The 19,247-nt window shown below is 58.1% G+C and carries 19 protein-coding genes; 10 read left to right on the top strand and 9 right to left on the bottom strand.

The window, feature by feature from the left end; all coding sequences use genetic code 11:
- Positions 1-73: 73 nt before the first annotated feature.
- The 8 genes from BJL95_RS18995 to BJL95_RS18965 all read left to right on the top strand — a co-directional run bounded on the left by BJL95_RS18995 (position 74) and on the right by BJL95_RS18965 (position 7,484).
- A complete protein-coding gene (locus BJL95_RS18995) occupies positions 74-1,870 on the top strand; it encodes a PQQ-dependent dehydrogenase, methanol/ethanol family (RefSeq protein ID WP_071160200.1) in 1,797 nt (598 codons plus the stop codon).
- Positions 1,871-1,899: 29 nt separating this feature from the next.
- Entirely contained in the window at positions 1,900-2,760 is an 861-nt protein-coding gene (locus tag BJL95_RS18990; protein WP_071160345.1) for a substrate-binding domain-containing protein, read from the top strand.
- A 19-nt stretch (positions 2,761-2,779) separates the two neighbouring features.
- Positions 2,780-3,259 (top strand): c-type cytochrome, encoded by a 480-nt coding sequence (locus tag BJL95_RS18985; RefSeq protein WP_082885405.1) that lies wholly within the window; start codon positions 2,780-2,782, stop codon positions 3,257-3,259.
- Between the two features lie 81 nt (positions 3,260-3,340).
- On the top strand, positions 3,341-3,415 hold the full coding sequence (gene pqqA / locus BJL95_RS26105) for a pyrroloquinoline quinone precursor peptide PqqA (RefSeq protein WP_082885416.1): 75 nt from the start codon (positions 3,341-3,343) through the stop codon (positions 3,413-3,415).
- A gap of 385 nt (positions 3,416-3,800) precedes the next feature.
- Positions 3,801-5,237 (top strand): cytochrome c, encoded by a 1,437-nt coding sequence (locus tag BJL95_RS18980; RefSeq protein ID WP_071160198.1) that lies wholly within the window; start codon positions 3,801-3,803, stop codon positions 5,235-5,237.
- 14 nt (positions 5,238-5,251) lie between these two features.
- Positions 5,252-6,553 (top strand): c-type cytochrome, encoded by a 1,302-nt coding sequence (locus tag BJL95_RS18975; protein WP_071160195.1) that lies wholly within the window; start codon positions 5,252-5,254, stop codon positions 6,551-6,553.
- Positions 6,554-6,581: 28 nt separating this feature from the next.
- Positions 6,582-7,091 carry a formaldehyde-activating enzyme gene (fae, locus tag BJL95_RS18970; RefSeq protein WP_071160193.1) on the top strand — a complete coding sequence of 170 codons (510 nt, stop codon included), beginning with the start codon at positions 6,582-6,584 and terminating at the stop codon, positions 7,089-7,091.
- 120 nt (positions 7,092-7,211) lie between these two features.
- Positions 7,212-7,484: a hypothetical protein gene (locus BJL95_RS18965; protein ID WP_064026342.1), complete on the top strand. Its 273-nt coding sequence runs from the start codon at positions 7,212-7,214 to the stop codon at positions 7,482-7,484.
- 230 nt (positions 7,485-7,714) lie between these two features.
- On the opposite strand, the gene BJL95_RS18960 is transcribed toward BJL95_RS18965, so the two are convergent.
- The 4 genes from BJL95_RS18960 to BJL95_RS18945 form a co-directional block, all read right to left on the bottom strand.
- A complete protein-coding gene (locus BJL95_RS18960; protein ID WP_083386162.1) occupies positions 7,715-9,085 on the bottom strand; it encodes a cytochrome-c peroxidase in 1,371 nt (456 codons plus the stop codon).
- Positions 9,082-9,486, bottom strand: coding sequence for a FixH family protein (locus BJL95_RS18955; RefSeq protein ID WP_071160191.1), 405 nt, complete (start codon positions 9,484-9,486; stop codon positions 9,082-9,084). The genes BJL95_RS18960 and BJL95_RS18955 overlap by 4 nt, the downstream gene beginning before the upstream one ends.
- 290 nt (positions 9,487-9,776) lie before the next feature.
- Positions 9,777-10,403 (bottom strand): LON peptidase substrate-binding domain-containing protein, encoded by a 627-nt coding sequence (locus tag BJL95_RS18950; RefSeq protein WP_071160189.1) that lies wholly within the window; start codon positions 10,401-10,403, stop codon positions 9,777-9,779.
- 278 nt (positions 10,404-10,681) lie between these two features.
- On the bottom strand, positions 10,682-12,793 hold the full coding sequence (locus tag BJL95_RS18945) for an acyltransferase family protein (RefSeq protein ID WP_071160187.1): 2,112 nt from the start codon (positions 12,791-12,793) through the stop codon (positions 10,682-10,684).
- 650 nt (positions 12,794-13,443) lie between these two features.
- Here BJL95_RS18945 and BJL95_RS18940 point away from each other — a divergent pair.
- Positions 13,444-14,397 (top strand): choice-of-anchor L domain-containing protein, encoded by a 954-nt coding sequence (locus BJL95_RS18940; RefSeq protein WP_139306333.1) that lies wholly within the window; start codon positions 13,444-13,446, stop codon positions 14,395-14,397.
- Positions 14,398-14,507: 110 nt separating this feature from the next.
- Here the strand turns inward: BJL95_RS18940 and trpD are convergent, their stop codons facing one another.
- From trpD to apaG, 5 genes are all read right to left on the bottom strand, one after another.
- The gene (trpD, locus tag BJL95_RS18935) at positions 14,508-15,524 is read right to left on the bottom strand and encodes an anthranilate phosphoribosyltransferase (protein WP_071160182.1); all 1,017 of its coding nucleotides are present in this window, start codon (positions 15,522-15,524) and stop codon (positions 14,508-14,510) included.
- Between the two features lie 96 nt (positions 15,525-15,620).
- Entirely contained in the window at positions 15,621-16,925 is a 1,305-nt protein-coding gene (locus tag BJL95_RS18930; RefSeq protein ID WP_302848354.1) for a TIGR03862 family flavoprotein, read from the bottom strand.
- Positions 16,926-17,006: 81 nt separating this feature from the next.
- Complete coding sequence (locus tag BJL95_RS18925; protein ID WP_071160180.1) at positions 17,007-17,333, bottom strand: Spy/CpxP family protein refolding chaperone; 327 nt, start codon at positions 17,331-17,333, stop codon at positions 17,007-17,009.
- A gap of 86 nt (positions 17,334-17,419) precedes the next feature.
- The gene (locus tag BJL95_RS18920) at positions 17,420-18,247 is read right to left on the bottom strand and encodes a symmetrical bis(5'-nucleosyl)-tetraphosphatase (protein ID WP_071160178.1); all 828 of its coding nucleotides are present in this window, start codon (positions 18,245-18,247) and stop codon (positions 17,420-17,422) included.
- Entirely contained in the window at positions 18,247-18,624 is a 378-nt protein-coding gene (apaG, locus tag BJL95_RS18915; protein WP_064026361.1) for a Co2+/Mg2+ efflux protein ApaG, read from the bottom strand. The genes BJL95_RS18920 and apaG overlap by 1 nt, the downstream gene beginning before the upstream one ends.
- Before the next feature lie 72 nt (positions 18,625-18,696).
- On the opposite strand from apaG, the gene BJL95_RS18910 reads away from it, so the two are divergent.
- On the top strand, positions 18,697-19,221 hold the full coding sequence (locus BJL95_RS18910) for an ankyrin repeat domain-containing protein (protein ID WP_071160339.1): 525 nt from the start codon (positions 18,697-18,699) through the stop codon (positions 19,219-19,221).
- Positions 19,222-19,247: the final 26 nt, after the last annotated feature.

Raw genomic sequence — 19,247 nt, 5'->3', positions numbered from 1 at the left:
TCATTTCTCGCGATTTTCCGCTGATTTCGTTATTGCCTTTTCGACCGTTAAACCATTAGAAGGAGGCCATTCAATGACCACTGACAACCCGCTTTGTCGTAATTCAAAGCTCAGCCGAAATCGGCGAACGACGCCGATCACCGCCCTGCTGTTTGGGGCCGGACTGTTGGCCGCGCAAACCGCGTCGGCGCAAACCGGCGCCGGCGCCGAGTGGACCACCGCCGGCGGTACGCCGGAAGGCATACGCTATAGCGAGCTGGCCGACATTACCCCCGCCAACGCCGCGAAATTAAAAGAAGAATTTGCCTTTAAAACCGGCACTCACGGCAGCCACATGGGTGAACCATTGGTGGTCGGTAAAACGCTGTACGTCGTCACACCGTTTCCCAACAAATTGATCGCGTACGATCTAACCACCGGCAAACCCAAATGGGCCTACGCCCCAAACATCAGCGAATACGCCAAGGGCGCCAATTGCTGCGGCGGCATCAATCGCGGCGCGGCCTACGCCGACGGTAAAATCGTCTTCAACCTGCTCGATAACACCACCGTGGCGGTCGACGCGGTCACCGGCAAGGAAGTCTGGCGCAATCGTTTGGCCGATCCGCATACCGGCGTGACGATGACCGTCGCGCCCATTATTGCCAAAGGCAAGGTGATTACGGCGTCTTCCAGCGGCGAGATGGGCGTGCGCGGCTGGATTCAGGCGCTCGATCTGAAAACCGGCAAAGCCTTATGGCGCGCCTACAACACAGGCCCCGACAAGGACGTGCTGATCGGCCAGAACTTCCGCGACAATTCGGTCTATTACAAGGGTCAAGTCGACCAGGGCGCGACCAGTTGGCCCAACCAGCGCGCCTATCTATTGGGCGGTAGCGCCGCGTGGGGTTATTTGACCTACGATCCCGAGCTGGACTTGCTGTTCTACGGCACCAGCCAGCCGGGCGTGTGGAACGCCGATATGCGCTGCGACCAAGCCGCGTACGCCAAGGACCCGCAAAAATGCGCCAACAAATGGGGCGCATCGGTTTTCGCCAGAAAACCGGATACCGGCGAAGCGGTCTGGGCCTACCAGTTTACCCCACACGACAGTTGGGACTACGACGCCGCCAGCGAGGCCATCGCGGTCAATCAAACCGTCACGGTCGGCGGCGTTCGCCATGACAAATTGCTGGTGCATTTCAACAAGAACGGTTTTGCCTACACCTTTGACCGGGCTACCGGCGAAGTGCTGCTGGCGCCGCAATTCGTGGATGAAGTCAACTGGGCCAACGAAGTGGATACCGCGACCGGCCTGCCGGACGTCAACGAAGATATGCGCGTCCACCAAGGCGTGCTGACCGAGAAGATCTGTCCGTCGGTGCTCGGCGGCAAGGGTTGGGAACCGGCTTCGTTTTCGCCGAAAACCGGATTGTTCTACGCGCCGACCTTCAATCTGTGCAGCAATTTAGAGGCATTGAAGGCCGAATTCATCTCCGGCGCACCCTATATGGGGACCGATTACAGCATCGGGCCGGCGTCGGACACCAGTTACGCCAGCGAGCTGATCGCCTGGGACGCCACCAAGGGCGAGAAGCTTTGGGGCGTCAAGGAGCAAGCCTGGATCTATGCGGGGACGTTGACGACAGCCGGCGGCGTGGTGTTTTACTCGACCAAGGCGCCCGCGTTGAAAGCCGTCGACGCCAAGACCGGCGCACCGTTGTTTAACACCGCGCTGCAATGCAATACGGTCGGCAACCCGATCAGTTTTGCCGGCGCGGACGGCAAGCAACGTATCGCGGTATTCAGCGACGACAAGTGCGCGGCCAACTCCGGCGGCGAACACCCCACCGGTAACGGCGGTTGGGTTCACGTTTACAAACTGCCCTGATGTCCTTCATCGGTACGGAGAAAGCTGCCATGCACCCACCTTCCAGTCGCAATGCCGCGATCGCTTTGTTGACGGCGCTATTCAGTCTAGCCGCGCCAGCCTCGGCCGATACCGAGCTGCGGGTGTGCGCGGACCCGGACAATCTGCCGTTTTCCAATCGCAATCAAGAGGGGTTCGAAAACAAGATCGCCGCGTTGTTAGCCGACGATCTGCCGGCCAAGCTGAGCTTTTACTGGCAAAAGCAACGCCAGGGTTTCATACGGGAAACCTTGGGTGCCGGTCATTGCGATGTCGTGATGGGCGTGCCCCACGGTTACGAACGGGTGCGCGCCACCCCGCCGTATTATCGCTCGGGTTACGCCTTCGTGACGCCTGCCGGCCGGCATTTGGACATCTCGTCGTTCGACGATCCGCGCTTGCGCGATCTGAAAATCGGTCTACATGCGATCGGCAACGACGGCGCCAATTCGCCGCCGGCGCACGCGCTGGCTAGCCGAGGCATCGTCGAAAACATCGTCGGCTATTCGATGTGGGGCGAGGAGAGCCAGGCAAACCCGCAGGGCGAAATCGTGAGCGCCGTTGCTAACGGCGAGATCGATCTGGCCGTGGTTTGGGGGCCGATTGCCGGTTATTTCGCCAAGCCTTACGGCAACGCAATCCAGGTCGCGCCGGTACCCGCCGATTCCGCTAGTCCGGAAATGCCGTTTGTGTTCGACATCGCGCTGGGAGTCCGCAAAGACGACCAGGCCCTGGCCGATCGTTTAGCGGCCAGCCTGACCAGAAAGCGGCCGGAGATCCAAGCGATTCTAGCGGCTTACCGCGTACCGATCATCCAACCTATCGTCGGCTCAACGCCATCCGCGACGGATAGCGTGGCCGCTAACCATTGATATAAGAGGTAAATCAATCATGCGAGTTTTACAGACACTCAGTTGCGCCGCCTTGGGCTTGATGCTCATCGTCGGCGGCATCGGCGCCGCGCGAGCGGATCGACCCAAGACGGGCGGCAGCTATTCGGAAACGGCTTCCAGCCGGACCGGCACCGGTGGCGGAACCACCGTGGCGGCCGATCCGAAATTGACCACCCCGCCGCAATGCGTCACGCCGACTCAGGACGCCGCCGGCGAAGGTCGTCGGGCCTTCATGCGGATGAATTGCTACAGCTGCCACGGCATGGGCGGCCACGGCGGCGCGATGGGCCCGAGCTTGGTCGGGGAAGCCGACGAAACCGCCGAGGCGGTAACGCAAGGCGAAGGCGAGGGCATGCCGTCGTTCAAAAACAACTTGTGCCCCAACGATCTCGCCAACCTGACGGCCTATCTACGCTTATTGGGAACCGGATCGGAGCCAACCTTCGTCAATTGGTGGGAAGCGCATCCCAGCCGATAGACGAACGCCGAACCGACCAAATCGGCCGGTTCGGCGTCGCACCGAGTATTTAACAAGCAAACTCATTAGGAGATCATCGACATGAAATGGGAAACACCACGTTATCAAGACTTGCGCTTCGGCTTCGAAGTCACGATGTACATTTACAACCGTTAGACGCGTTCTAAGCGAGCCCGAGCCGTCGGCCCATAACCGGCGGCTCGACTTTTCGAATCCCGCCAACCGAATTTTGGGGCGCCCACGATACCCAAAACCGGTTTCCGGCCAAACCGGCGTTATACCGAACTCGGCCGGCCTTGCCCGCCGCCGCGATTCCCCGACGGATCGGGCAGTTATTGTCCGTTTAATTTCTGCATACCTGTCCAGTTTCTACACTATTTCGCCGAGCCGATTCGCTACAAATGGCGATCCATTTTGCCGGGCGAAATTTTTGTTGCCAACGCCAAGCCTTGCAGTGCGCGGCGCGGCAGACTCGTTAGGCAAAACAGGCACGGCATTTGCCTTGGGCTGAGGCAAATCTGACTTTTGCTTAGGGACCTACATGGATTTTCCAATATTTCATATCGATTTCATCGGTAACCGCCTGTTGATCGCGGTCGATGCGATACTGCACGTACTGATTAATCACGCCTTCGCGATCGGCGCCCTGCCGATCGTGGTTCTGCTGGAATATACCGGTATTCGTCACGGCGATCCGCGCTGGGACACCCTGGCCTACCGCTTGTTGAAAGTGATATTCATCGTGACAACCACGGTCGGCGCGTTGACCGGCGTCGGCATCTGGTTTTCGGCGGCCTTGGTCAATCCGGCGGCCATCGGCAGTTTGATCCGGGTGTTTTTCTGGGGCTGGTTCGTCGAATGGATCGTATTCGTTAGCGAAGTCTCGCTGATCATGCTGTATTTCCTGAGCTGGCCGAACTCGACCGAATCGGCGCAAGCCAAACGCCGCCATATGCGCTTTGGCGTGATGTTGGCGGCGTTTTCGTGGATCACGATGGCCATCATCGTCGCAATCCTCGGATTCATGATGGACCCCGGCGACTGGCACGAACGGCAGTCCTTGTGGGCCGGCCTGTTCAATCCGATGTACTTGCCGCAGCTAGCCTTCAGAACTTCGTTGGCCATGGTCATGGGCGGCATGACGATGATGGCGTTCGGCTATTGGTTTACCGACCGCGACACGACTTTTCGAGAAGGCTTGGCGCGCACGATATGCGTTTGGACCGCATTGTGGACCGCTCTGCTGGCGATAGCCGCATGGTGGTACTCCAGCGTGGTGCCGGCGCACATGCTCGCCAATATCCCGGTCGCGATCACCACCCAGGCCTATACCGACTGGCTCGCCAATTTCAAATGGGTGCTGATCGCCGGCCTGCTGTTCGTCGGCTGGGTGCTGGCGGACAGCCTGCGCCGTCCCGGCCGTTTGCACGGCGGCCAGTATGTGGCGGCGGCGCTGGTGTTGTGCGTGATGCTGGGACAATTCGAGCGGGTCCGCGAGTTCATCCGCAAGCCCTTCATCATCGGTAACTACATGTACGCCAACGGCATACGGGTCGCCGACTACCCTTTGCTGCGGCGCGACGGAATTTTGAAGCACGCGGTTTACGCCGGCGTGCGCGACATACGCTCCGACAACCAAACCATCGCCGGCCGCGAAGTGTTTCAACTGACCTGTACCCGTTGCCACACCGTCAAGGGCGTCAACGGCATTCGCGCCCAATTGGTCAGGATGTACGGCGACCAGCGCTGGAACGCCGACGTGATTGCGGCCTATCTGGAAAACATGCACGGCGCCCGCTATTTCATGCCGCCGTTCCCAGGCAACCAGGAAGAACTGACCGCGCTGGCGGTTTATTTGGCTTCGCTGCAAAACCGCGCCCAGTCGTATGAAGGCGTTCAGGTCACCGGCATTCCCAAGCCCGATCACGTGGCCGCTTCGACGCACTACGGCAGTATCCCCGATCTTACTCATCCATAATCAGGAAACCCGACATGAATGTTCCAGTACCTCGCGACATCCCGCTTCCGCTGCCGGCGCCGGAGGGATTGCTCGAAGTCTTGTTGATCGTCTCGTTCATCGTGCATATTGTGTTCGTGCACATGATGCTGGGTGGATCGCTGTTCAGCCTGTTCTGCCAGATCAAGGGTCTGAAGCAGATCGAATACGAGCGATTGGCCTATAAAATCGCCCAGGCGGTCACCGTCAACAAAAGTCTGGCGGTGGTGATGGGCGTCGCTCCGCTGTTGATCATCAACACGCTGTACGCGCCGCAGTTTTATGCGTCCAGCGCCTTGATCGGCGGCGCCTGGATGGCCGTAATCCCACTGGTGGCGGTCGCTTTTCTGCTGGCCTACGCGCATAAGTTTTGGTGGGATCGCTTCGTCAACATTCCGGAATTGCATATCGGCATCGCCGCGCTGGAATCGGCACTGTTCCTGTTTATTCCGCTGATCTACATGACCAACGTCAATCTGATGTTGTTTCCGGAATATTGGCCGGAGGTGAAAGGCTTTTTCTCGGCCATGTTGTTGCCGAACGTGTTGCAGCGATACTTGCACTTCGTTTCGGCGGCGATTTTATTCAGCGCGCTGTTTTTCGTGTGGTGGAGCGGCCGGCCGGCATTTCAAGCCGAGGTCAAACTCAGCCAACCGTTGCTGCAATCGGTACGCCGCTTTTTCTACGCCTTTGCGTTTGGCGCGACCATCTTTCAAATATTGTCCGGTTTGGTGGTCTTCGTCAGTCTTCCGGCCCAGGGCATGAGCTGGGGCGTCACCTTGTTGTTGTTCGCCGGCGGCGGTTTCGGTATTCCGGCGCTGTACTGGATGTGGGGCAATCTGGTGAACCCAGACAACTCGCTGGACAGGCATTTCAGCAGAATCATAGTTCTGTTCGCCTGCACGATCTTGGCAATGGCCGTGGCCCGCCACCAGTATCGAGAACACGCGTTGAAAGATCATAAAGCCGCGATCGCCCAGAAAACCGCCAACTATCTGGCGGCGGCGGCCGACGCCAGGCAAGAGGCGGAATCGGCCGCGTTGGCGCAACAAAGCGAACCGGTCGATCTCGGCGAACAAGCGTTTCAGCGCAATTGCGCGGCTTGCCACCATATTAATCTGCCGACGGTCGGCCCGGACATGGGGGAAATCCGCCGAATTTACGCCGGCGACGCCAAGGGCCTGATCCGCTGGACCCAAAATCCCGGCAAGAAGCGCGAGAACAGCATGCAAATGCCCGGTTTTCCGCATCTGAGCGAAACCGAACTGCAGGCCATCGCCGACTACATGTTGCGTTAAGCTTTAACCTCTCACGAGACAAACCGTCATGACGAAAATCACTCATCTTTGCGTCGGGGAAGCCTTAGTCGGCGACGGCAACGAGATTGCTCATATCGACCTGATCCTGGGGCCGCGTGGCTCCGCCGCCGAAACCGCGTTCGCACTGGCCTTGACCAACAACAAAGAGGGCTTTTCGACGCTGTTGGCCGTCGTCGCGCCGAATTTGATGGTCAAGCCGGCCACGATCCTGTTCAACAAAGTCACGATCAAGGGCGCCAGGCAGGCCGTGCAAATGTTCGGCCCGGCCCAGCGCGGCGTGGCAATGGCCGTGGCCGATTCGGTTGAAAACGGCACGATCCCGCTCGAGCAGGCCGACGATTTGTTCATCTCGGTCGGCGTGTTCATCCACTGGGCCGCCGAGGACGACAACAAAATCGAACGCTACAACTACCAAGCAACCAAATTGGCTATCGAACGGGCGGTTTCCCACCGACCCGGCGCGGCCGAAGTGATTGCGGCTAAGGCCGGTGCCAAGCACCCCTTCGCCGCGAAATGAATCTGTCGGCGCCGGCGGGTCCGGCATCGGCAACGGGCAAGGATGCACACCCGAGAGATCCCGGATGGATTTATCCAGCGTTCGCCGAGACGAACGCATTGACTGAAAAGGAGTTATCCAATGACGCAATTGACGACAGTATCGCAATCCCAAAATATTCAGGCCCCTAAGAAAAGCAAACGGCCCGCTAAACCGGAATCCGATTTTATCGAGCTATTTCCGCTGCCAAAATACTTTCAGACCCACTTCCAGCACATACACGAAAACAACCAATCCCTACATCAGGAAATTCGCGCGCTGAACCGGCATTTGGCGCGACTGGAAGCCAAAATGGATCTGGCCTTGCAAACCGGCTGGGAAACGCGTTGCGAAAACTGTCCCAAGCGTAATTAAAGCGCGGCCGTAGCGCGGGCGCGGGGTTTCACCCAAAACCTCCGGCGCCTTCGGTCCTCTTCCCGAATAGATGCGTCCGCCGGCTTGTCGGCGGGCACGGGATTTTGCACGTCCGTGTAAACCGCCAGCCTAAGCCCACGGGCACTCCTGAACGGAATCGGTTCGGTTTCCACGACGCGCTTGATTGCGGGCGTGCCAGTTCAAGGCAAGCCTCTTCGAGCGCTGACAGGCTATCGAGACGACTCAGGCGGTCGCGCGTCGGCCGGGCGGCTATCGATGGTGCCGCTCAGCGTGTTCAGAAAGGCGGTCAGTTGGCGAATTTCGGCAGGCTTCAGATGCAAGGGTTTGATTTCGCTGTGTCCGGCCGGGGCGGCGGGCGCCCGGTTATAGTGGCCGATCACCGCTTCCAGGCTGGCGAATTGTCCGGCATGCATATAGGGCGGACGCCGCGCGACGTTGCGCAAACTGGGCGGCTTATAGGCCCGCAACAGGCGTCGCTCACCCTTGTTGATGAAGCTCAACTCCCGGCATTGCTCCGGACTGGCGTCGCTGTAGCGGCCTAGGCAATTGAACTCGTCGGCGACGACCTGTTCCGCGCCGGTCAAGCGGCCCCAATCCTTGGGCAAGCCGGGACGGGCCGGCACGCCGGTATTGTGAAAATCCAGATCGGTGAACAATGGCCCGCGATGACATTCGACACAATGGGCCTTGCCGATGAACAGTTTCAGTCCGGCGATCTCTTCCGAGCTCAACGAGTTTTCCGGCGTGGCCGGAGCCTGTTCCCCCAAGGCCCGCACATAGGCGTCGAACCGGCTTTCGTTCCACGCGATGCGCCGCTCGAAAGCCGCGATGGCTTTGCCGACATTGGCGAAAACGCGATTGACTGCGTCGCGCGCCGAATCGTCGAGCCCGATCCAAGCACGCCGAGCTCGCTTGTCGCCCAGCGGACCGGCGTTATCCGGCAGCGCCGACAGATCGGGCGGCTCTCCGAACACAGCGCGATATTCGGACCGGTAATGCGCCAACACCCATTTGGCGCAACCGCCGCGGGTCAGATTGTGTTCGTTGGGGTTTTCCAGCGGACCGAGCGCCTGCGCCCATTGGCTGTCCTTGCGACCATCCCAAAACAGCCACGGGCTGTAAGCCATGCCCGCTAGCGGCATCGCGCGACGGTTGGTTCGGCCGACGCCTTTCGCCAGGTCTCGGCCGTCCTGGAAATCCCGGTCCGGATCGTGACAACTGGCGCAAGCGACTTTGCCGTTCGAACTGAGCCCTTGGTCGAAAAACCAGCGCCGCCCCAACGCCACCGCCGCCGGGTCGTTGGCGAAGCGGTTGGACGGATCGGCCGGTAACGGCGGCAGACTGGACAGCGCCAGAGAGCGCAGCGCGGTCAGTTCGCTATCGGACCATAGTCCGGAATCGATCGCCCCAGCATTGGTCGCGCTCAACACCAGGAGCAGAGTCCAACCGCCCGCCAAGCGCTTGGCCAAACGAGTCGGCCGTTGCCGGGGAAGCGGTTCGTTTCTAGGAATGTCTACGGCACCGGGCTTATCGTCCCGGCCGACCGCTGAGGCGAGCTCGGGTTTGAACGGGACGCTCATTTGACCGGCACCTCGAAGATCACCCAGTCGCGCCGGTTTTTCCGCCAAAAATCGAAGCGTACCCACCAAACGCCGCTCATTTGAAATTTCATGCCGGCGATTCGGTAGTCGCCGTTGCCGAGGTACGCAGTCGCCCTGGGTTGAGTCGGCAGGCCGTGCGCATGTCCCGGCATGTGGGCGGAAACGGTGATGATCAGGTTATCCGCCGGACGTCGGTCAGCGGTCTCCACATGCAATAGCCACTCGTGTATCAAATCGGTCGTCAGTTCCGGCGCCAAGCTTTGCCAACTCACCCGGTACAGGCCTTTGTCGCTGATGTGGGCGTCGGTCGCCGAAGAGGGGGAAATGCTTAGGGCCAAGACCATGCCAAACGCGATACGCGGGTATCTCAAATTATCCATTAGTGGCGCAAGTGTTCGAATTGCAGGCAGATGAACAATGTCTATGTTCGATTTCTAAACAATGGCACTCGTCCAACGCGCTCGATCCGGCGGTTTCTGCGAGTGTCCGGACTACTTAGAAATTTCCGTGCCAGCTTGCAATCAAACGGATTTTGTCACTGCTCAGCGATCTGCCCCCCCCTTTGAAAATGAGGGATAGCGGATTATTTAAATATATTCCCCTCACTCTCTCGTTTTAAAAGGCGAAACTTGGATTAAGGCCACGTGTTATTCAGGCTAAATCATTACATCTAAACCTTAATTAAGCTTTGCGCGGTAAATTCTTGCAAACGTTGCCAGCGAATTTGTAAGTCATCTATTTCCAATAAAGATTGCTTCAAATGCGATGGCAGAGGTGCGTACATGGCAAAATAATTCATCGCTAGTTCCGGGTGGTCGTAAAGTTCCGCCTCGGAACAGCTGACAACGCCACTTTGGATCAAACTTTTCAAAACGGCTGCCCAAATAGGTAGAACTTCCCCGTTGCAAACGTTTACTTCCTCTAAATTGCCCGTTTTGGCAAGCCACAGTCCATCGGCTTGTTGATGAATTTGGTCCAGACGTTGGCGTTGCTCGCCCCGTAAAGAGATAGACAGCAAGCCATTGGGCATTTGGCCAAAGTCGATGATTTTAGCGCTGGTGCCGATTGAATAAAAAATTGACTCGTTCTTTGCGGGTGAATCGGCATTAACAAGCACTTCCTGTTTTTCAAAACCCTCGCGCAGCAAGCATACGGTAAAACTCGATCCACTTCGTAAACAAGCAGATATCATCTTGATATAGCGCTGTTCGAATATTTGCAGTTGTAAAGTGCATTTTGGGAATAAGGGGATATTCAGGGGAAATAGGGCTTGGTCGCCGGCTTGCAGTGATTGCATGTTATCAATCCTAATGGTTGGTTATCGCTATTCAGTTCGTGTGCTAAGCCATTAAAAATAGCGAAAACTATTTTTAGCGATTTTGATAAAACTAAGGTGATCGTCGCCCTTGAATTGATTACGTTAATCTTCCGCGCGTCCCAAATATCCCATTCCACACAGCTGAACGGAATCAGTCGCGGTTTACAAGTGGATTAGAGGACTTCTCAGACAGCACAATACGCCTTCGGCGCCGGCATGCCCGGAAGCGGACTCGAACTTCGGAATGCTTGGCCGGTTTACCGGTCCAGCCATTCGGCGAACTTTCCAAAAATAAAATGGCTGCCGCGCATCGAAAGATGGTCGTCGTCGTAAAAGTAAGACATATCGTCCCGCATGCCACCGCAAGAAACATCGTTACACAAATATTGATAGGCCGAGAACACCTTAACTCGATGCTGGGTCGAGTTAACGATGGAATCCACCGCCTTCCGATAATTCGCATTACGTTTGTCGAACGACGTTCTGGATACGCTGCATTCCGGACGATCTTTCGGGCTGATATGAAACGGCCGCTCGTCAACGCAATTTTTGGCCTTGACGCCAATTTCCGGCACGTCTTCGATAAACACTACTTCTTTTCCGAGTTTTAGGATCGGGTTAATCGAATCCAAATAACCGTCGATAAACTTGTGATAATTTTCCACCAATACATCGTCGGGACCGTTGATAATCCGATAAACATTTTTGGTTTCGGTATTGCCGTAACCGGAGCCTTCGATATACATCGCGCCTCGGGTAGCAAACGCAATCCGCTGTATCGACGGAAAATCCCGCAACAGTTTCAGCACGATGGGCATGATGACCTTGCAACGCGTCGACTTTTCCTCGTACTGCTCGGTCGGATTGATCGTAACCAAATCGATAAACGGCAGACAGCCGTTCACCGCCACCAGCGCCAGATCGTCGGCGCCATGAGAAATGGAATCGTAGACAAACTGCGCGGCGTGGCTGTCGCCTACCACCAAGGTTTTCGGCGTGGCGCTGGTAAATCGACAGATCAAGTAATTGTAACTGGCTCCCAATTCGGCGCGGCATCGATCGTCTACCCAATCTTCCGGCGTATTGAACAGCACGGTGCCGTTCACATCGGCGAACATCTGGGTTTTACTGAGCGCGTCGGCATCCCGAAACTCCAGGCCGTTTTTCAGATATAACTGGTAGCCGACGTTTCCGATCCCCAGCATCAGCAGCAATAAGGTCAAGGTCTTGGCGCCGCTGTGCTTACCCAAGCGGATCGGTTTCTCGACCAAGGCATACGTCAACCACGCCAAAACCACCGTCAACAGCACTGCGGCGATTCGGATATTGGCACTGGGCTCGTCGGTTTGAATGATGTGAGCGAAGGACAGCAGCGGCCAATGCCACAGGTATAGCGGAAAGCTGATGAGACCGACCCAAACCGCTAGCCGGTTGGATAACAACTTCCGATTGACCCAAGCATTCGGTCCGGCCGATATGATCAATACCGCGCCGAGCATCGGCAATATCGCCCATTTGCCGGGAAAGTCGGAGTCCTTGTCGATGACGCTGAACCCGTAAATCAACAGCGCGATACCGAGGAAAGACAACACGTTCGCCAGGGTTCTGCCATCCACCGGCTGGCCCTCCCGATAGACGACGGCCACCAGCCAACCGTCCAGCCTGTGTCGAACCGATGCGAAGGCGTGCTTGCGGTACAAGGCCATCCACGCCAACAAACTGCCGCACTGCAGTTCCCAAAACCGAGTTTGCGGCGAGTAAAACGTGGCGACCGAATCGTTCAATACGCCGCGAACATTCAAATAAAACGAGGCAATAGCGACGATCACCGTCACCGTAAACAAATTGAAATTTTTCCGCCACGCCAGCCACAGCAACAACGGCCAGACAATATAAAACTGTTCCTCGATACCTAAGCTCCACAAATGCAGCAGGGGCTTGGTTTCGGCGGAGCTGTCGAAATAACCGGCCTCATTCCACAACACCAGATTCGACACGAAGCCGGCACCGGCGGCGATATGCTTGCCCAACTGTTTGTACTCGTCGGCAAACAGCGCGAACCAGCCGAACGTAAAGCTTGCCGCCAATACCAGAATCAACGCCGGAAAAATACGTTTGATCCGGCGGATGTAAAACTCGCTGAAACTGAACGTACCCTTTTCCAGATTCTGAAAAACGATCGTGGAAATTAAATAGCCGGAAATCACAAAAAAGATATCGACGCCGATGAAGCCGCCTTTTAAACCGTTCGGAAAGGCATGGAACGCAACGACCGACAGCACGGCGATGGCTCGCAAGCCATCGATATCGGGGCGATATTTCGGATGAGACAGACTAGGGTTTAAAACGTGGGACTGGGTAAAGGTCATGAAGCTCCCGGCACGCTAAAGTGGCATAAGTTCGACTTCTTGCCCGCACTATAGGTGACTGATGGAGTAAAGCAGAACGCATGTGTGGCGAGTCGCTGAATCTGGCGCCATCGCGGTTCGCCCGGAATCAAGACAACAGAATGACAACTCTGGCGGCGATCATATTGCTTCACGGCGCCGTCGTCAATCGGCCGCCCCGGCCCCGATAAGCCTTGGATTTAGGACAGCCGCGGCTATCGAAATCGGTTGATACCTCGCGTCGGCGCGTGAACCCGGTATTGCCCGCGTCCGTTACGACTTACGCGGGCTTCGGCCTTTCAAACTGCGTCGTTATCGCGCAGCCCAATTCTTAACCTCATTTCGCACCGAAAATTTATCCGATTGAACTTCTTACGCGCCAGTTCGCATTAACACATGTTAGCGAGACCGAACGGCGCGGAAGGGATTTCCAATCTAACCGGCCCCGATCGGATCACCGAGCTGGGAAACGAATGACCTTTAACCCTGAAGAAGAAAGATCGAATATGAAAATCGTGAATTTGGCTGTACTAATAGTTTTACTGGCGGCTACGAACGCAACCTGGGCTGCCGGAGGCGGTAACGGCGGTGGTGGAAATGGCGGGAACGGAGGCGGTGGTAACAGCGGCACCGTGGACGACAATCCCTCCGCTTCGGACCTTTACGTGCTGCAATACGGCGCGGAAAAGCAAAACGATGCCGACACACCGGAAATCACCGAAACCGAACTGGAGACGATAAAAGTCACTCCCCCGCCGGTGCAAACGCCGGTGGATAGTGTGACCGGCAATCAATTGTTGAATGCCTGGCGGGCGCCCAACAGCGGCATCGTCGCGCAAAACGTGAGTTACATCGGCAAGGGCGACCAGGCGCGGGTCTATGCCGCCAGCGAATTCAGCAGCGTGGTGAACGCCGACGGCATCGTCCTGACCACCGGCATGGCTAACTTTGCCCATTCCAACACGTCCAGCGGGGCAACCGGCGTGACCGGAACCGGCGCGAGCTACGAAGTTTCCAAGCTCAGCAAGCAAATGACCTACGACGCCAATTCGCTGAAGTTCGACTTTACCCTGGATCCGTCAGCGTCGAGCGCCAACGGCATCACGACCCAGTTCGTGTTTGCCTCCGAGGAATACCCGGAATGGACCGGCATTTTCCGCGACGGCTTTGCGTTGGTCGTGGACGGCGTCAATTACGCGCACTTCGATGCCTCGAACTTCGTGGTGCTGGACAATTGCAGCAGCAATGGCGTTTATCCGTGCACCGACACCGTACAAAACGACAACGGCTTTCTGACGCCCAACGCCGGCGCCAGCTCGGTTCCGTTCGAGTTCGACGGTTATACGGCGGTTTTGACCGTCAATGCCTTACTGAACCCAGCCCTGGCCAATCATAGTCTGGAAGCCGTCATTGCCGATTCCAACGATCCGCTTTGGGATAGCGCGGTGTTCCTATCCGGCCTGCGCTCCGCCACGGTGCCCGGCGTATTCCAAGCCAACGTGCCGACCGCCGTGCCGCTGCCGGCATCGTTGGGGTTGTTCGTATCGGGATTAGCGCTGGTGGGCGGATTGCGACGTAGACGCTAGGGAAGGCTAGAGCGTGGCCGGCGAACCAAACGGCCCGGATTCAATCCCTCTTTCAAGCTAACAGCCGCTCGCCGAGTGGCTACTCGAATGATTAGAAAAAAATCAATGCTTTAACCGACTTTGGAATACCCTACCAAGGCCTCGAACTTGGCTAACGCGCTACCGTCCGCCAGCACCGCATAGGCCCGGCGGACGCCGGCTTCCAGCGAGTCGGTCAGGTCGGCGGCGTAAATCGCGGCGCCTGCGTTCAGCGCGACGATGTCCAGCGCCGGGCCGGGACGATTATTCAGCACGGCCTTGACGATGGTCAGGCTGTCCTCGGCACAGGTGATGGCCAGACTGTCGAGCGGTGCGCGGCGCAGGCCGAAATATTCAGGGGTAATTGTGTAAGTGCCGATCGCGCCGTTGTGCAGTTCGGCGACGTCAGTCGGCGCGGCGATACTGATTTCATCCAGGCCGTCGTGGGCATGCACGACCAGCACGTGGCGGCTGCCCAGGCGTTTCAATACCTCGGCCACCGGCACCAGCCATTGTTTGTCGAACACACCGATCAGCTGGTGCGGCGCATTGGCCGGATTCGACAACGGGCCGATCAGGTTGAACAGCGTGCGCACGCCCATTTCCTTGCGCGGCCCGACCGTGTGGCGCACCGCGCTATGGTGCTTGGCCGCAAACAAAAAGCCGACGCCGATGTCTTCGACGCATTGGCCGACTTGCTCGGCCGGCAGGTCCAGATTGACGCCGGCGGCTTCCAACAAATCGGCGCTGCCGCAGCAGCTGGACACCGAACGGTTACCATGTTTGGCGACCTTACCGCCGGCCGCCGCGACCACGAAAGCCGCCGTCGTAGAGATGTTGAAGGTATTGGCGCCGTCGCCGCCGGTGCCGCAGGTATCGATGACGTGTTTGCCCGTCACCGGCACCTTGTGCACCAACTCCCGCAGCACGCCGACCGCCGCGGCAATTTCGTCTATGGTTTCGCCCTTGCAACGCAGCGCGATCAAAAAACCGGCGATTTGGGCGTCGGTCAACTTGCCGTTCATCATCGCGCGCATCGCCGCGCGCATTTCCTCGCCGTCGAGGTCGTGTTTATCCAGCAGTTTTTGCAGCGTGGCCTGAATTTGCATGGCAAGCGTCGTGGGTTGGGGCGCTTCGGAACGGCAGTCCCGGGCGGCCGGTTAAGGTAGACGGTTATGATAACAAACCGCGACGCGCCGCAAATGTCAACGTGCTTGCAGCCAGGTAGCCGCGCCCAGCCCGGCGGCGCGGCCGGTCGCCAGGCAAGCGGTCAGCAGATAGCCGCCGGTCGGCGCCTCCCAGTCCAACATTTCGCCGGCCGCGAACACCCCCGGCAAACGCCGCAGCATCAAGCCTTGGTCAAGTTCGGCAAAGTCTATGCCGCCGGCGCTGCTGATCGCCTCGGCCAGCGGTCGGGCCACGCTCAGGCGGATAGGCAGGGCTTTTGCCGCGATAGCGAGGCGGTGCGGGTCGTTGATTTCGGCGGCGCTCAGGACTTCGCGGAGCAGCGCCATTTTTACGCCGCCGAGGCCCAAGCGTTTGCGCAGATGATTGCTCAAACTCATTTTGCCGCGCGCTTGCCCGGCACGCTGGCCGGCTTCCTCGACCGTTAAGCCGGGCAGTAAATCCAAATGGACGACGGCGGCGGCGTTGGCGGCGATCTGCTGGCGAATCGGCGCAGACAGCGTATAGATCAAGCCGCCTTCCAAACCGTAATCCGCGATCGTCATTTCGCCAAGCCGCCGGCATTCCAGGCCGTCGTTTCCGACAAACGTCAAGGCCACCGACTTCAGCGGCTCGCCGGCAAAGCGTTCGCGGAAATAATCGCTCCAACCGGTTTCGAAGCCGCAGTTGGCGGGTTGCCACGGCGAGATGGTCACGCCGCGCTCGGCCAGGGGCTCAGTCCAGGCGCCGTCGGAACCCAACTGCGGCCAACTGGCACCGCCCAAGGCCAAGACCAGTGCATCGGTTTCGATCAGTTTTTCGCCGTCCGGACTCGCAAAGCGCAGCCGCTGGTCGGTCCAACCCAGCCAGCGATGGCGCATCCGGAATTTGACACCGCTGCCGCGCAGCCGATGCAGCCAGGCGCGCAGTAACGGCGCCGCTTTCATTTCGTTGGGAAACACCCGGCCAGAACTGCCGACGAAAGTCGCAATGCCTAATTCGGCCGCCCAATGGCGCAAAATCTCCGGCGAGAAATCGTGTATAAACCCGGCCAGCGCGTGGCTCCGTGCACCGTAGCGCGATAAAAAACTTTCAAAACCTTCGACATGAGTGATGTTCAAGCCACCTTTGCCGGCCATCAGGAATTTGCGCCCGGCCGACGGCATCGCGTCGTAAACGGTAACAGCGGCACCGGCTTGAGCCAGCACTTCGGCGGCCATCAAACCGGCCGGACCGGCGCCGACGATGGCGACGGTGGGCGAGCTATCCATGGCCGGCGATCCGTTCGCCGCCAAGACTTGTCCCGACCGGTGCCGGCCTAAGCGTCCAGGGCCTGATATTGGCACCGGCCGCCAAGCCCAGAAGTATGCGAGTTAGCATGGCGGCTGACCTATGCGGCTGACCTATCATGCGCGGAACCGAACCGATCAAGGTTGGCTGGGTTTGAGCGCACCACGCTTTTCCTGGCGTTTTTCCATATGCTCCTTGCGCATCTCGTCCATTTTCTGCATCTGTTCCGGGGTCAGCACTTCCTTGATCCGGGCGTGCGACTCTTCATGAATCGCCCGGAATTTGGCGTGTTGCTCGGTGAAAATGGCTTCCAGCTTGGTTTTTTGCTCGGGCGTCAGTTGCAGCATTTTGCTCAAGTGCTCGAGCTTGTGGTCGGTCGGTTGACCGTAATCGTTTTCGCTGGGGTAGGCAGTCGCGGTCAGCGGCAAAATCAGCACGGCCAGCATCAGTAGCGGTTTAATCATCGGATGTACTCTCGGAGGGTTGAATGAATGCGCACCTTCAGGGCGGCGTCACAATGGATAAGCAAACACCGCTAAAGTTCAGGTTTTCAAACGGCCAGCGGATCGCTGGCGGCTTGGCATTCGACTTGATGGCGGCGCGGCGGGTCGGACAATTCCAGCGCGGTCAATTGGCCGCCCCACAGGCAACCGGTATCGATGCCGTAGCAGTTATAGCCCTCGTAATACCCCAGTGTGGACCAATGGCCGAAGATGATCCGCATGCCCAGACTGCGCCGGCCGGGCACCGCGAACCACGGGAGCAAATGCTCGGGCTGGCTGCCGAGCGGACCTTTCTGCGTGAAATCCAACACGCCGTCGGCGCTGCAATAACGGAGTCGGCTGAAACAATTGATCGCAAACCGCAGTTTCTCGGTGTGGCTGAGATCGTCCTGCCAGACCGCCGGCTTGTTGCCGTACATGGACCGAAAGAAGCGCTCGTAGTCCGGACTTTGCATGGCCTGTTCGGTTTCCAGCGCCATTTGCCGGGTCAGTTCGAAATCCCACTGCGGCGGCAGGCCGGCATGCAGCATGCAATAATCATCGTCGTAATGGAATAATTTACGATGGCGCAGCCAAGCTATCAATTCGTCGCAGTCGGCGGCTCGCAGAATGGCGCCCAGCGTGTCTTTCTTGCTGGACTTGCCCAGCGCCACCACGGTGGCGATCAGATGCAGATCGTGGTTGCCGAGCACGCAGATTGCCGCGTCGCCCAAACTCCTGACGAAGCGCAAGGTTTCCAGCGACTTCGGCCCCCGATTCACCAGATCGCCGGCCAACCACAGCGTATCCTTGTTCGGATCGAAGTCTACCCGGTCCAGTAGGCGGCGCAAGTCGTCGTAACACCCTTGAATATCGCCTATCGCGTAGGTCGCCATTAATGCAGAGTGCGGGGAATCGACAAGGTAAATTTAGGTATGTTCGCGTTGAAGCTTTCGCCGTTGTCGGCCTGCATCTGGTATTTGCCCTGCATCACGCCGACCGGGGTTTCGATCATCGCCGCGCTGGTGTAACGGAACGAATCGCCGGGGTTCAGATGCGGATGTTCGCCGACCACGCCTTCGCCGTTGACTTCCTGCACCTTGCCGTTGGCGTCGGTAATCAGCCAATGCCGGGTCAGCAACTTGGCGGCGCTGGAACCGACGTTGGTAATCGTCACGGTATAGGCGAACACGTAGCGGTTGTCTTCGGGCGAAGATTGCGCCTCGATGTAGTAAGGCTGAGCCTCAACTAAAACTTTGTTTTTTTCGCTCATTGATAGATGATGTAAATCGTTATGGCGGTTATTTCAACCCAACTGATAAGCAAACGCAAGCAAGCAATCCGAATGTTCACGACCCGATTCGCGGCGCTGGCGCTGCTGACGATTTCCGTTACGGCCGGCGCCGAGGGCGGCAAGGAACTGTTCGCGGCGGCGGCGGCAGGCAAACCGGAGCGGGTCGAGGCTTTGCTGACCCAGGGCCAGGATGTCAACGCCAAGATCGAACAGGACCGAACCGCGCTGATGGCGGCCAGTTTCAACGGCAATCTGCGGGTGGTCAAAGCGCTGTTGGCCTACGGCGCCGACGTGAATGCCGCCGATAAAACCGGCGCCACCGCGCTCGGCGACGCGGTGATGTTCGGCAGCGCCGACGTGGTCGGCGTGTTGATCGCGGCCGGCGCCAACGTCAATGCCGCCGACGGCCAGAATGTCAAAATCCTCGACAAAGCCAAGAAGACGGGCCGCGAGACCATCGTTAAGTTGCTGGAAGCGGCAGGCGCCAAAGGCACAGAAACCAAATCCGAAACCGAAGCCAAGCCCGAAGGCGAAGCTAAGCCCGAAGGCGAGGCCCCCAAGGAAGCAGGCAAATAAACCAGCAACATGACCAACGATAAACC

Source organism: Methylomonas sp. LWB, from assembly GCF_001856095.1.
GTDB lineage: Bacteria > Pseudomonadota > Gammaproteobacteria > Methylococcales > Methylomonadaceae > Methylomonas > Methylomonas koyamae_A.
Note: the sequence above shows the minus strand (reverse complement) of the source record. Positions and strands in the feature narration are given on the sequence as shown.

Bases quoted from the DNA above. Each gene is read 5' to 3' on its own strand.
- trpD (WP_071160182.1), bottom strand. From the start codon at position 15,524: ATGCAAATTCAGGCCACGCTGCAAAAACTGCTGGATAAACACGACCTC.
- BJL95_RS18960 (WP_083386162.1), bottom strand. From the start codon at position 9,085: ATGAGCGTCCCGTTCAAACCCGAGCTCGCCTCAGCGGTCGGCCGGGAC.
- apaG (WP_064026361.1), bottom strand. From the start codon at position 18,624: ATGAGCGAAAAAAACAAAGTTTTAGTTGAGGCTCAGCCTTACTACATC.
- fae (WP_071160193.1), top strand. From the start codon at position 6,582: ATGACGAAAATCACTCATCTTTGCGTCGGGGAAGCCTTAGTCGGCGAC.
- BJL95_RS18965 (WP_064026342.1), top strand. From the start codon at position 7,212: ATGACGCAATTGACGACAGTATCGCAATCCCAAAATATTCAGGCCCCT.
- BJL95_RS18975 (WP_071160195.1), top strand. From the start codon at position 5,252: ATGAATGTTCCAGTACCTCGCGACATCCCGCTTCCGCTGCCGGCGCCG.
- BJL95_RS18950 (WP_071160189.1), bottom strand. From the start codon at position 10,403: ATGCAATCACTGCAAGCCGGCGACCAAGCCCTATTTCCCCTGAATATC.
- BJL95_RS18920 (WP_071160178.1), bottom strand. From the start codon at position 18,247: ATGGCGACCTACGCGATAGGCGATATTCAAGGGTGTTACGACGACTTG.
- BJL95_RS18925 (WP_071160180.1), bottom strand. From the start codon at position 17,333: ATGATTAAACCGCTACTGATGCTGGCCGTGCTGATTTTGCCGCTGACC.
- BJL95_RS18980 (WP_071160198.1), top strand. From the start codon at position 3,801: ATGGATTTTCCAATATTTCATATCGATTTCATCGGTAACCGCCTGTTG.
- BJL95_RS18955 (WP_071160191.1), bottom strand. From the start codon at position 9,486: ATGGATAATTTGAGATACCCGCGTATCGCGTTTGGCATGGTCTTGGCC.
- BJL95_RS18945 (WP_071160187.1), bottom strand. From the start codon at position 12,793: ATGACCTTTACCCAGTCCCACGTTTTAAACCCTAGTCTGTCTCATCCG.
- BJL95_RS18910 (WP_071160339.1), top strand. From the start codon at position 18,697: ATGTTCACGACCCGATTCGCGGCGCTGGCGCTGCTGACGATTTCCGTT.
- BJL95_RS18990 (WP_071160345.1), top strand. From the start codon at position 1,900: ATGCACCCACCTTCCAGTCGCAATGCCGCGATCGCTTTGTTGACGGCG.
- BJL95_RS18995 (WP_071160200.1), top strand. From the start codon at position 74: ATGACCACTGACAACCCGCTTTGTCGTAATTCAAAGCTCAGCCGAAAT.
- BJL95_RS18985 (WP_082885405.1), top strand. From the start codon at position 2,780: ATGCGAGTTTTACAGACACTCAGTTGCGCCGCCTTGGGCTTGATGCTC.